Annotated in this window: 14 protein-coding genes; 7 read left to right on the top strand and 7 right to left on the bottom strand. The window is 46.4% G+C overall.

Annotated elements, in window-relative coordinates; all coding sequences use genetic code 11:
• Positions 1-134 precede the first annotated feature (134 nt).
• Together BAMF_RS38325 and cls are read right to left on the bottom strand one after the other, a co-directional pair.
• Positions 135-545 (bottom strand): hypothetical protein, encoded by a 411-nt coding sequence (locus tag BAMF_RS38325; RefSeq protein WP_014471142.1) that lies wholly within the window; start codon positions 543-545, stop codon positions 135-137.
• Positions 546-767: 222 nt separating this feature from the next.
• Positions 768-2,216, bottom strand: coding sequence for a cardiolipin synthase (gene cls / locus BAMF_RS38320; protein WP_013353891.1), 1,449 nt, complete (start codon positions 2,214-2,216; stop codon positions 768-770).
• Positions 2,217-2,436: 220 nt separating this feature from the next.
• On the opposite strand from cls, the gene BAMF_RS38315 reads away from it, so the two are divergent.
• Entirely contained in the window at positions 2,437-2,874 is a 438-nt protein-coding gene (locus BAMF_RS38315) for a DUF5392 family protein (RefSeq protein ID WP_013353890.1), read from the top strand.
• A gap of 31 nt (positions 2,875-2,905) precedes the next feature.
• Here the strand turns inward: BAMF_RS38315 and BAMF_RS38310 are convergent, their stop codons facing one another.
• Together BAMF_RS38310 and BAMF_RS38305 are read right to left on the bottom strand one after the other, a co-directional pair.
• Positions 2,906-3,355, bottom strand: coding sequence for a DUF5362 family protein (locus tag BAMF_RS38310; RefSeq protein ID WP_013353889.1), 450 nt, complete (start codon positions 3,353-3,355; stop codon positions 2,906-2,908).
• Positions 3,352-3,849 carry a GNAT family N-acetyltransferase gene (locus BAMF_RS38305; RefSeq protein ID WP_013353888.1) on the bottom strand — a complete coding sequence of 166 codons (498 nt, stop codon included), beginning with the start codon at positions 3,847-3,849 and terminating at the stop codon, positions 3,352-3,354. Before BAMF_RS38305 ends, BAMF_RS38310 begins: the two co-directional genes overlap by 4 nt.
• A gap of 131 nt (positions 3,850-3,980) precedes the next feature.
• Here BAMF_RS38305 and BAMF_RS38300 point away from each other — a divergent pair, with 131 nt between their 5' ends.
• Positions 3,981-4,850: a M23 family metallopeptidase gene (locus BAMF_RS38300; protein ID WP_013353887.1), complete on the top strand. Its 870-nt coding sequence runs from the start codon at positions 3,981-3,983 to the stop codon at positions 4,848-4,850.
• 90 nt (positions 4,851-4,940) lie between these two features.
• On the top strand, positions 4,941-5,363 hold the full coding sequence (locus BAMF_RS38295; RefSeq protein ID WP_013353886.1) for a VanZ family protein: 423 nt from the start codon (positions 4,941-4,943) through the stop codon (positions 5,361-5,363).
• Positions 5,364-5,380: 17 nt separating this feature from the next.
• Here the strand turns inward: BAMF_RS38295 and BAMF_RS38290 are convergent, their stop codons facing one another.
• Complete coding sequence (locus BAMF_RS38290) at positions 5,381-5,956, bottom strand: undecaprenyl-diphosphatase (protein WP_013353885.1); 576 nt, start codon at positions 5,954-5,956, stop codon at positions 5,381-5,383.
• 164 nt (positions 5,957-6,120) lie between these two features.
• On the opposite strand from BAMF_RS38290, the gene ftsW reads away from it, so the two are divergent.
• The gene (gene ftsW, locus BAMF_RS38285) at positions 6,121-7,275 is read left to right on the top strand and encodes a putative lipid II flippase FtsW (RefSeq protein ID WP_013353884.1); all 1,155 of its coding nucleotides are present in this window, start codon (positions 6,121-6,123) and stop codon (positions 7,273-7,275) included.
• Positions 7,276-7,327: 52 nt separating this feature from the next.
• Here the strand turns inward: ftsW and BAMF_RS38280 are convergent, their stop codons facing one another.
• Entirely contained in the window at positions 7,328-7,678 is a 351-nt protein-coding gene (locus tag BAMF_RS38280; protein ID WP_013353883.1) for a P-II family nitrogen regulator, read from the bottom strand.
• 17 nt (positions 7,679-7,695) lie between these two features.
• Positions 7,696-8,907, bottom strand: coding sequence for an ammonium transporter (locus BAMF_RS38275; RefSeq protein ID WP_013353882.1), 1,212 nt, complete (start codon positions 8,905-8,907; stop codon positions 7,696-7,698).
• A gap of 254 nt (positions 8,908-9,161) precedes the next feature.
• Here BAMF_RS38275 and BAMF_RS38270 point away from each other — a divergent pair, with 254 nt between their 5' ends.
• The 3 genes from BAMF_RS38270 (at position 9,162) to BAMF_RS38260 (ending at position 12,707) form a co-directional block, all read left to right on the top strand.
• Complete coding sequence (locus BAMF_RS38270; RefSeq protein ID WP_013353881.1) at positions 9,162-9,728, top strand: isochorismatase family protein; 567 nt, start codon at positions 9,162-9,164, stop codon at positions 9,726-9,728.
• Positions 9,725-11,089, top strand: coding sequence for an MFS transporter (locus BAMF_RS38265; protein WP_013353880.1), 1,365 nt, complete (start codon positions 9,725-9,727; stop codon positions 11,087-11,089). The genes BAMF_RS38270 and BAMF_RS38265 overlap by 4 nt, the downstream gene beginning before the upstream one ends.
• Positions 11,090-11,252: 163 nt before the next feature.
• The gene (locus BAMF_RS38260; protein WP_013353879.1) at positions 11,253-12,707 is read left to right on the top strand and encodes an NCS1 family nucleobase:cation symporter-1; all 1,455 of its coding nucleotides are present in this window, start codon (positions 11,253-11,255) and stop codon (positions 12,705-12,707) included.
• Positions 12,708-12,720 lie beyond the last annotated feature (13 nt).

The raw sequence follows: 12,720 nt of genomic DNA, 5'->3' as shown, positions 1-12,720 counted from the left end.
ATCATATTAGTTATTTATCTACTTTTTAAAGAAAAATAGCCGAGAAAGATGCAAAAAAGGTTGACTCTATCAGCGGTAAATATCTTTTAGTTAGAATCTGAAAAAAGACAGTTCCAAAAAGGGTATTTAAGATGCTACCAGTTAACAGTTATAGTGTGTGATTGTACTTCATAAGATCCTATATTAAGTGTAACTGCAACTCGTTTTCTGCTAAAGTGTTCTTTCCTTAATTTATTGATAGAGAATGATTTTGTAGGAGTTCTTTTTGAGAATGAGCCTTTTAATTGATATTGTGAAGCACCCTCTGAGACTCTAAGGTAAGCAGTATAATTTAATGTTCCACATTTACCGTTAGTTTCTCCATACCAATCAATTGTAGATGCTTTTTTAGAATATGTATAGGCGTCAACCCAAACTCTAACTTTACAGCCTTTTTTTCCAACTTCAGTCCATGGGCCTGTAGCTGCTTGAGCCTTGCCAACTGGAATACTCAGAAGGCCTAGTGAAAGAGCAATAACCGAAAATAACATTGAAATTTTTTTCATGAGACTTTCCTCCTTTTATGAAATATTTTACTATAAATTATAAATTAATCAATGTTTATTCTAATTCTATAAACGGTGTGATTTTAATTTGTGAAATAATATGTGTGAATAATCATGGTAATTTGGTTGTTTATTCTAATAAAAAACCTTTAAATGAGTGTATAATCACAAGTGTAATGATTATACACATCTATTTAAAGGAGAAAGAAAGCTAATTAAAGTTTATAAAATCGGCGACAGAAGCCTTGAAATCGATTCTTTGATGCGGATCCGCAGTGAACGCTCCTGGTATTCTTCATACGTATATTTTCTGGAGACGAGCAGATCTTCTTTAAATGAGGAAATGAGCTTTTTCGCGATGGTGACGTCATAAATAAAGGCGTTGACTTCAAAATTAAGCCTGAAGCTTCTGACGTCGATATTCGCCGTACCGACTGAAGCCGTCTCATCATCGACGACAATCGTTTTTGCATGAATAAAGCCGTTATCGTAAATATAGACCGAGGCCCCGGCTTTCAAAAGATCTCCGATGTAAGATAAAGTCGCCCAGTAAACGAAAGCGTGATCCGGTTTGTTCGGGATCATGATTTTTACGTCGATGCCTGACAGGCAAGCGATCCTGAGAGCGTCTAAAAGACTTGAGTCAGGAATAAAGTAAGGCGTCTGAATCAGGATCGACCGTTTGGCCGTTGAGATCATTTTGATATAACCGTTTTTAATTTGTTCCCACTCTGAATCCGGTCCGCTCGTGACAATCTGCATCCCCACATTCCCCTTCGGCTCGCATTCCGGAAAATGATTCGGGACGTATGTGAGCGTATGGTGATGGGAGGCTTGGTTCCAGTCGAGGATAAACCTTGTCTGAATGGCGTGAACCGCCGTACCCTGAAGCCTGAGGTGCGTATCGCGCCAGTAGCCGAATTTCGGGTTCAGGCCGAGATATTCGTCTCCGACGTTAAAGCCGCCGACATATCCGGTTTCGCCGTCAATAATCACGAGCTTGCGGTGATTCCGATAATTGAGCCGCAAATTAATCGGACGGAGCCTGGAAGGAAAAAAGACCTCCACATGGCCGCCGGCGTCCCGCAGCGGTTTGAAGAATTTTTTTCTGAGCGTTCTCGAACCGAGTTCATCATATAACACTCTGACCTTTACACCTTCCTGTGCTTTTTTCACTAAGGCATCACGCAATTTTTTTCCCAGTTCATCACCTTTATAAATATAATATTGAAGGTGAATGTGATCTTTTGCATTGGAAATGTCTTTCATTAAGCGTTTGAACTTATCGCGCCCGTCCGTTAAAATCTCAACTGAATTATCCTCTGTAAAGACAGCGTGGTTGTTCATGACAAGCATATAGATGAGGTCTTTATTATCCACAGTCGCCCTGTTGTTAAATTGGAATTGCCTCGATTTCAGGTCTTTCAGCTGAGACTTCAGCAGCTTTTCAATCCCGATCTTTTTACGGTCTTCCCATTGAAACAGGTGCTTGCGTCTCAGGTTATGGCCGAATAAGAGGTATAAAATAAACCCTAAAATGGGAATAAAAAAAAGAACCAAAAGCCAAGCCCATGAAGCGCTGGCATCGCGTCTTTCTTTGAAAATCATGATGATGGCCAGAAGTATATTTAAAATGAAAAAAAATCCGAATAAAATAAATGAAATGCTCACTTTGCAACCCCGCTATATCATATTTATCAAGACTGTGCCCATTAGTATTCCGACAAGTGCAGCAATCTGATTCCCATTTCAAATTATAACATTGACATTTTGAAAGAATAAAGAGCCGGAATCAAAGATGGATGCAGTTTTCTTTCAAAGAAAGTTCCGGGTGCGGTAAAATAAGCATATATGAAAAAGAAGACAAAAATGACAGCAAAGGGGAGAGGGTATGAAGCTGGAACATGCGGAACAATTGCCGGGATTCATAAAAAAAGAAATTCAGAAAATCCAAATCGCCATCACACCGCTGATGAAAAAAAGCATCATTTACCGTTTTCTTGCTTTCCCGCTCGCCGCTTTTTCTCTGTTTCATCTGGCATCGCTTTTGATTCAGGCTCCTTCCGGGAGAGGAGCTTTCGTATCGGCCGGCATTTTTGCGCTCCTTGCGGCCTTGGGTCTTGCGTTTTTTAAAGAAGCCGGCTATCAGCGGAAACAGGTGCAAAAAACGATCCGTCTGTATATGCTCAACAGAATCAGAAAAAGCAATATTCTGTCCGAGGAACGGAAAAGCGCCTATACCCGATTGATTGCGGAGGAGCCGTCTGCGATGAAGAGTTTTATTGAATTTTTAACGGAAGAAGACCGGAAAAAAGAAATGCTGTATTAAAAAAGAGCTGACACGTGATCAGCTCTTTTTGTCATTCAAACACCGGGTCGTTCTCATAGTAATATGAATCAGGCGTGTCATACGTATCGGTGCTGTGATAAGCCATAATTCCGATGACAGCGAAGATGGCGACTAAAATAAAAGCGATAATGCCCAATGCCACACTGGATACAGCGTAAAAAAACTGCATTTTGATAAAGGATGCGTAATGTTCGAGCATATTTTCTTCCGCGTTTTCTTCCAGGCCTTCCTGAAGGGCGGCAGCCGCTTTTGCCGAGCGCATCAGCATGACGCCGGAAATGATGAGCAAAACCCCCGGAATAGCTCCGAGCAGCGTCACTATGGCTGACAGAGCGGACAGAGAGCCCGTAATGATAAGAAACACGGCGGTGATTTTTCCCCATTTGGCAATGTCGGCAAGGGAACGGGCTTTTTTATTGAGCGGCTGATTTTCGTCTTTTTCTTTATCGATGCTGATCATGACAGTTCTCTCCCTAAAATGTTCAAGTCATATCGTTTTCCGTCCATTTCGGCGATACCCGGGAATACGCCCCATTCAGTAAAGCCGAATTTTTCAAACAGCTTAATGCTCGGCACATTATGTCCGAAGATAAAAGCCATCAGATTCCGGATGCCGATTTTCGGAGCGATCGCCAGGGCTTCTTTCAGCAAAAAGCTTCCCGCTCCTTTGCCCCGGCAATCCTGATGCAGATAGATGCTGATCTCCGCTGTTTTGTCATAGGCCGGACGGCCGTAAAACGTTTCAAAGCTGATCCAGGCCGCCACTTTGCCGTTCTCATCTTCCGCGACCATCAGCGGGCGCCGGTCCGTGTGCCGCAAAAACCAATCCATCCGGTCTTCGGGCGTCACTTCTTCCGTATCAGCCGTTACCATTCGTGAGGCAATCGTCGAGTTGTATATGGCCACAACCGCATCTAAATCTTCCGAAACGGCTTTGCGCAGGGTTAAATTCATATTCCGGGATCTCCCTTCACATTTTATTACATAATTAAGAGCAATCTGCACATACTACTTCCAAAAAGTTTTTTATAGATGTGTATATATTTTCAGAAAAGTGTTCAGAATGTTGCTGAGGTGATGAACAAATGAGAGAGGAAGAAAAGAAAACTTCTCAAGTCAAAAAACTTCAGCGGTTCTTTCGCAAACGCTGGATATTCCCTGCAATCTACTTAGTCAGTGCGGCCGTCATTTTAACAGCTGTCCTTTGGTATCAATCCGTTTCAAATGATGTGAAGGACAATCTGACGAATAACGGAGGAAACTCCGCGTATGACAACGGCAAAGACGATGCCGTCGAAGTAGGAAAGTCAATGGAAAACGTCGCAATGCCGGCTGCTCATTCTGAAAATGTTTCTGTTGTGAAAAAGTTTTACGAAACGAATGCCGCAAAAAAAGAGAAAGAAGCAGCACTTGTTAACTATAATAACACGTACAGCCTAAGTAAAGGAATTGACTTAGCTGAGAAAGACGGAAAATCATTTGATGTTTCTGCTTCTCTGAGCGGTACGGTTGTTAAAGCTGCTAAAGATCCGGTGCTGGGCTATATGGTCGAAATTGAACACTCTGACGGCCTGTCTACTGTTTATCAGTCTTTATCTGAAGTCAGCGTAGACCAGGGCGACAAAGTAAAGCAGAACCAAGTCATCGGAAAATCAGGAAAAAACCTTTACAGTGAAGAAAGCGGAAATCACGTTCACTTTGAAATCCGCAAAGACGGTGTAGCGATGAACCCGCTGAACTTTATGGACAAACCGGTAACATCTATTGAAAAAGCGGCGGCTGAAGAGAAAAACGCTGTGACAGAAGAAACGGAAGGGGCCATTCAGCAGTCTTCCGAGAAAAAAGATGTGACGCCTAAACAAGAAACCGAGGAAAAACCCGGCGGTAAAGAAGACGGCACAAAAGACAAGACAGATGGTAAAGATGACGGTTCAATGAAAGATTCAGGCAAGTAACTGTGATCCTTAAGCGCCTATCAGCTCTGATAGGCGCTTTTCATTTTACCGCATGTGCCTTTATACTGGTAGAAAACGAGGAGATGCTGAATGAATAAATGTCTGGCGGCGGGATGGCTCGTCTTTGTTTTCATTTCTGCTTTGACTGAAAGCTTTCACGATATGATTGTGACGCAGACGGTGGCCTTCCGTTTCACGCCCCATCCGGATGTTTCCGGTTTCTTTGTGTTCGATTTGGCGGAGCTGGCCATACCGGAAGCGGCGATTCAAAAGCTCGGGCACGCGTTTTCGTTTTTTGTGCTCACCTATTTGTTTTTCAGAGAGCGCAGGAGCATGAAGAAGGCGGTGCTGTATGCATTGGCCGCCGCGTTTTTGACAGAAATCGTCCAGCTCTTTTTCGGAAGAAACGGATGCCTCCGCGATGTGATGATTGACGGTCTCGGCACTGCCGCATTCTGTGCTTTACAAAGAAAAAAGCTTACGGCCAAACATACAAAAACCGGCAGTCTGTGACAGACGCCGGCTTTTTTTTATAGATTATGGTTTGTCGATTTGTTTTTATGAACGATACTTTCGTAGATTCGCACGATCAGATCGACAATCGGACGAAGCACATTTGAAAATCTGAACAGCAGGAATCCGACAACGAGGGCGACAATAATACTTCCGAGCACATCAATCGGATAATGGTGGCCGACCCAGATTCTTGAGAAGCCTGTCAACAGGCCGAAAATCACCAGCGGCCAGCCTAGTTTCTTGTTGCGGAACAGAATCGCAATTGAAATCGCTAAAGCGCCTGTCGTATGGTCACTCGGAAAAGAAGCATCCGCGGCATGAGGGATCAGCGTATGAACCGTATGCTCGACAAAGGGGCGCGGCTCGACATAGACTTTTGTGATGAGATAGTTGACGATAAGCGCCGCAATACCCGTGAAGCCCGCATACAGGGCGTTTTGTCTGCCTTTTGTGCTTCCGAACAGCCACATGGCAAGCAGGAAAAGGGCATAGGCGTAAATGGAGTATTCCGTTATAAATACCATGATAGAGTCGAGAATGGCGCTATGGTGCGACAAACCATTGATCGCTTTAAATAGTTCGTAATTCACAAATATCACCTTTTATCTTTATTTTATATGAACAGTGTAATGCTTTTTTCTATGAGACACAATTGGTATTAAAAATAATCATAAAAAAGTAAACAGATTGAAACGTGACTGTATTGCTGTGCGTCAAGTATGAGGGAAAAGAATAGCCGAAGGAGTTTTGTCCGTTGCTGAAACGTTTAAAAAACGCCGATCTGCCGCTTGTGTTTGTCATCATGCTGCTTTGCGGATTCGGCTTGTTAATGGTGTACAGCGCCAGTGATGTGATGGGATCTCAGCGGTACGGAGATCCATCCTATTTCTTCCATAAACAAAGAACCTCTTTACTGATCGGAATATGCTTATTTTTATTTGCCGCCTGTCTGCCGTATAAGCGGTATGCGCGGCTTGTACCGCTGTTTGTGGTTGGATCGCTGTTATTGCTGCTGCTCGTGTTGATACCGGGAATCGGGCTGGAGCGGAATTTTTCCCGCAGATGGCTGGGAGCGGGGCCGCTTGTCGTACAGCCGTCTGAATTGGCGAAGATCGCGATGATTTTGTATTTCGCTTCGATTTATACGAAAAAGCAGCCGTACATTCATCAATTTGTGAAAGGGGTTCTGCCGCCTTTAGTGATTTTGGGGACCGCTTTTATCTTGACATTGGCGGAGCCTGATTTAGGGACGGCTTCCTTAATCCTGGCGGCGTGCGGTTCGATTTTATTATGTGCCGGCTTGAAAAAACGCCATTTGTTCGTGCTCGGCGCAACGGCGGTGTCAGGGGTCGTTTATCTCGCATTTTCCGCTTCTTATCGTGTGAAGCGTCTCGTTTCCTTTACCAATCCGTTTGGTGATGCGAACGGGGACGGCTATCAGCTGATTCAATCCTATTTTGCTATTTCCGGAGGCGGATTTTTCGGAAGAGGGCTTGGGAACAGTGTTGAAAAAATGAATTATCTGCCTGAGGCGCATACTGATTTCATTATGGCCGTGATCAGCGAAGAACTGGGGATATTCGGTGTTCTGATCGTGTTGGGATTATATTTTGCGTTAATGCTTCTCGGCGTAAAAACAGCCGTGCGTGCTGATGACCCGTTCGGGAAGCTTCTCGCCGTCGGAATTACGTTTCAATTAATGTTTCAGGTTGTATTGAATTTGGGAGCGATGAGCGGACTTCTGCCAGTCACGGGTGTGCCGCTTCCGTTTATCAGCTACGGCGGTTCTTCATTGATCATGACGCTGTTTTTGTGCGGCATACTGGTCAATATCAGTACATATGCGAATAAACAAACCGCACGTCATAAGCGGCCTGTCCCGCATGAAAAAAAGGTTTCTTCTTTTTGATGAAGATTGAAAAAAACGCCCGGGACATGCTGTCCCCGGGCGTTCTGTATGTTTATAAAGCTTTGGGTCCTTCTTCTCCGGTGCGGATATTAATCGTGTTTCCGATTTCGTAGACGAATATTTTGCCGTCACCCGGCTCCCCCGTTTTCAGCACTTTTTTCGCCGTTTCGACCACTTGATCAACGGGGACTTTGCTGACAACGATTTCCACTTTCAGCCGTTCATACACATTGCTCTCAATTTTGACTCCGCGGTACAGTTCGGTGTGGGCTTTTTGAAGGCCGCAGCCGTGTACGTTGGAGAAGGTCAGCGATGTGACTCCGATTTTACCGAGTTCCTGTTTCAATGTTTCAAACTTAGCCGGACGCGTAACGATTTCTACTTTGAACATTTGACCGCTCATCTAAGTCACTCCTCACTTTATAAGTCCTGATATGCTTTTTCCCCGTGCATCGTTAAATCAAGCCCAAGTGACTCTTCTTCTTCACTGGCGCGGAGGGGAATGAACAGACCTACAATTTTAATGATAACGAAAGTGACAATAAATACAAATACATAGGTTGCCGCAATGGCTGCAATCTGTTTCCAAAGCAGTCCCGGATCGCCGTAAAACAGCCCGTTTGCCCCGCCTTCATTGACGGAGACGGTTGCGAATAAACCGGTCGCGATGCCGCCCCATGTGCCGCCGATCCCATGCAGGCCGAAAGCGTCAAGCGCGTCGTCATATCCGAACGTCTTTTTGAGCCAATAAACGCCCCAAAAACAGACAAGCCCGCCGATGAAGCCGATCGCAATGGAAGAAAATGGCGTAACGAACCCGGCGGCCGGTGTAATGGCGACAAGCCCGGCGATAGCGCCTGATACAGCGCCGAGCATGGTCGGCTTTTTGTTCAGCATCCATTCGATTACAATCCACCCGATAATTCCGGCTGCAGCTGCGGTGTTTGTATTAATGAAAGCAAACATCGCAATGCTGTCAAGCGTCAGGGCGCTGCCGACATTGAAGCCGAACCATCCGAACCAAATGAGCGCCCCGCCCAAGAACGTGTAAATTAAGTTGTGAGGAGAAGCCGCCGTGCCGTCCTTGCGTTTCCCGAGTACAATCGCCAGCACAAGCCCGGCGACTCCGGAAGAGATGTGAACAACATTTCCGCCCGCAAAATCAAGGGCGCCCATTTGGCCGATCCAGCCGCCGCCCCATACCCAGTGCGCAACAGGCGTATATACGAGTGAAGCCCACAAAAAGGAAAATACAAGAAAGGCGCTGAATCTCATGCGTTCAGCAAATGCTCCGGAAATAATCGCCGTCGTCAGCACGGCAAATGTCATTTGGAACATCATGAACAATGAATGCGGGATCGTCTCACTGTAGCTTCCGGGTTCAAATCCGACTCCCTTCAGCCCCGCCCATTCAATGCCGCCAAGCCATGTATTGCCGGGAGCAAAAGCAAGTGAATATCCGTACAAAACCCAAACGACGGATACGATGGCGAGTGAAGAAAAACTGTGCATCGCCGTGCTGAGCACGTTTTTGCTTTTTACCATTCCGCCGTAAAACAAAGCCAACCCGGGGGTCATCAGCCACACGAGTAAAGCGCAAAAGAACATAAATACTGTATCGCCCATCTGCATGTTGTATTCCTCCGTCTCATTTCAGAATGTGATCATGATTAATTCATTATTATAGAGAAAAAAGAACGATAAAACATTTTCGTGTAAGGTTATATGACATGGTTTTTCACGGTATATAATGTCGGATTTTCAAATAAACAGGAAGTGACTTTATATCCATAAAAAGAGCGCCGGAGCACGGCGCAAGAAATCCTGCCCGGGAAAGAGTAAAATAAACGGGGTGAGAAACACTAACTGTATCAGGAGGAATTATTATGACTACATCATTAAATCTGCAATTTGAAAAAACGGCTTTGGTCATTATCGATTTACAAAAAGGCATTGTTCCGTTTGATAAAAGCGGCGCCGTTGTGCCGAACACGAAAAAATTAATTGATGTGTTCCGTGAAAAAGGCGGCTTTATCAGCTTTGTGAACGTAGACTTTCACGACGGAGCGGATGCGCTGAAGCCGCTGACAGATGAAGAGGCGGCAGGCCATTCGGCTCCGGCGGCGGATTGGGCTGAATTTGTGCCTGAAATCGAAGTGAAGGAAAATGATTATACGGTAACAAAACGGCAGTGGGGCGCGTTTTTCGGCACGGACCTGGATCTTCAGCTCAGAAGACGGGGAATCGACACGATCGTATTATGCGGGATTGCGACAAACATCGGCGTGGAAAGCACGGCGCGGGAAGCTTTTCAGCTCGGGTATCAGCAAGTTTTCGTGACTGACGCGATGGCGACATTCAGCGATGAACAGCACGAAGCGACACTCAAGTTTATCTTCCCGAAAATCGGCAGAAGCCGGACGACGGAAGAATTTATCGCGCAGACCAAATGACAATCTCCAAAAAAAGCCGCGTCCTGTTTTTGACTGCCGTGGCTTCGGGGACGATGCTGAACCCGTTGAACTCGTCGATGATTTCTCTTGCGCTTCACAGCATTCAGCATGAATTTCACCTGTCGTTTACTACGGTGTCCTGGCTGATATCGTCCTTTTATCTGGCCAGCGCGGTGGCCCAGCCTGTCACCGGGAAGCTCGGTGATATGCTCGGCAGGAAGAAGCTGTTTTTGATCGGGCTTCTGCTTGTTGCCGTCTCGGCCATCGGCGCGCCGTTTGCGCCGACTTTCATGACTTTGTTAATTATGAGACTGTTTCAATCGATCGGAAGCAGCGCGATATATCCGTCCGGCGTCGGATTGATCCGTTCGAATATACAGGAGAAGCAGGCGTCAGCGCTGGCCGTTCTGTCCATCTTTGCATCAGCTATGACGGCGCTCGGGCCGACTCTCGGCGGTTTTCTGATCGTTTGGGGAGGATGGCCCGCAATCTTTTTCGTCAATCTGCCGTTTATCATTCTCAGCTTTTTTCTCGGGCTGTATATGTTTCCGAAGGATGAAAAACGCGAGATCGGCGGCTGGAAATCCGTGCTCCGTCAGCTTGATACGATCGGGATACTCTTGTTTGCCGGGGCGATTATCCTTCTCTTGTCGTTTTTATTGTCCTTCAGTACGAAGCCCCATTATATAGAAGGCGTATTCGGGCTTTTGTTTGTCGGGCTGTTTATCTGGCGCGAGCTGAAAACGGAGAAGCCGTTTATTGATGTCAGGCTGTTTAAAACACATCGGAAACTATCGTCGGTGTATATTCAATTTATTTTGCTGAATATCTTCTTTTACTGCATTTTTTTCGGGCTTCCGAGCTATTTTCAGGATGAAATGCATTTGTCCGTTCAGACAAGCGGATTGATTATGCTGTTTATGTCGGGCATGAGCATCTTGGTGTCGCCGTTGACCGGAAAATGGATAGATAAGAAAGGGATTCTTCAGCCGATTGTCGCCGGAACATGTCTGACCGCGATCGGGGCGGTGCTGTTAACGTTTTTCTTTCTTCAGGCGCCCATGATAGGAAAAGGGCTGATTCTGTCTGTGCTGGGCGTCGGCTATGGCTTCGGCAATGTGACGTTTCAGGCGGCCATGCTGAAAACAAGTCCGGCTGACATGGTCGGAACAACGTCCGGCCTGTTTCAGACCTGCCGGTATCTGGGTTCGATTTTGTCTTCTGTCATTTTGGGCATTCTTTTCGGAAAAGAAATTACCGCCGGCCATTTTCATATGCTCGGCACGATTCTTATCATTGTCGGCGCCGTAAGCCTTTTGATGGCGTTCCGGTTTTCGGTTCTCCTCAAAAAGGCCTCTTAACAGCCGCATCAAAAGAGACGGGCTCTCCCCGTCTCTTTTTTTATGTGTATTATGCTCAAAAATCAAAACGATTATTGTCGACAGCGCCCAATGTTATTTACGGAATTTTCAGTTATATTTTTAACATGAAATGTGAGGAAACCGTACATACGGGAGGGAGAAGATGAAAAAAACAACGAACAATCGGCTCAGCAACAAAGATTTACTGCCTGTGGAGGAAGGAGAACGGACGTGGAAAGCGGTGAATTTTGCATCCATCTGGATGGGCTGTATTCATAACATCCCGACCTATGCGACTGTGGGCGGACTCATTGCGATCGGTCTTTCACCGTGGCAGGTGCTCGCCATTATCGTGACAGCGTCACTCATTTTGTTTGCCGCTATGGCTTTAAACGGGCATGCCGGTACGAAATACGGCCTCCCGTTTCCGGTCATCATCAGAGCTTCGTACGGGATATACGGCGCTAACATTCCGGCGCTTCTCAGGGCGTTTACGGCCATCATGTGGCTCGGAATTCAAACATTTGCCGGGAGCACGGCTTTACATATCCTGCTTCTGAATATATGGCCGGGCTGGGGGAGTCTCGGCGGAGATTGGAATTTGTTCGGACTTCATCTGCCGGGCTTTCTGTCGTTTATTTTCTTTTGGGGCATTCACCTGCTTGTGCTGCGGCACGGCATGGAATCGATCAAAAAATTTGAAGTGTGGGCGGGCCCGCTTGTTTATCTTGTATTCGGCGGAATGGTCTGGTGGGCGATAGATATTGCCGGCGGGCTTGGCCCGATTTACTCCCAGCCGGGAAAATTCCATACCTTTTCTGAAACGTTTTGGCCATTTGCAGCCGGAGTGACGGGCATTATCGGAATATGGGCGACGCTGATTCTGAATATCCCTGACTTCACCCGGTTCGCCGCGTCGCAAAAAGAACAGATTCGCGGTCAGTTTTACGGGCTGCCGGGAACGTTTGCGCTGTTTGCGTTTGCGAGCATTACAGTGACTTCCGGATCACAGGTGGCGTTCGGAGAACCGATTTGGGATGTGGTGGAGATTTTGGCCCGGTTTGATAATCCTTTCGTTATCGCTCTTTCAGTCATCACGCTCTGCATCGCCGCCGTTTCGGTTAACGTGGCGGCAAACATCGTGTCACCGGCTTATGACTTGGCGAATGCCCTGCCGAAATATATTACGTTCAAGAGAGGAGGGTACTTGACCGCCGTTTTGGCCCTGTTCACAATTCCGTGGAAGCTGATGGAAAGCGCCACAAATGTATATGCGTTTCTCGGACTCATCGGCGGGATGCTCGGACCGGTGGCCGGAGTGATGATGGCCGATTATTTTATTATCAGAAGAAGACAGCTTTCCGTTGATGACCTTTATTCGGAAAACGGACAGTACACCTATTACAAAGGCTATAATTACCGTGCATTTGCCGCGACCTTTCTCGGCGCATTTATTTCCTTAATCGGGATGTACGTCCCGGCGCTGGCCGGCATCTATGATATCTCCTGGTTTGCGGGTGTGCTTGTGTCATGTCTCGGATATACGACGCTTATGTACATTCATCCTCCTTATGCAAAATCAGCGGGGCGCATAGTGCGGGAAAGAGCGGCAGAATAAAAAAAGCCGGGGG

The organism is Bacillus amyloliquefaciens DSM 7 = ATCC 23350 (assembly GCF_000196735.1).
Taxonomy (GTDB): Bacteria; Bacillota; Bacilli; order Bacillales; family Bacillaceae; genus Bacillus; species Bacillus amyloliquefaciens.
This window is presented reverse-complemented; position numbering and strand designations above follow the sequence as displayed.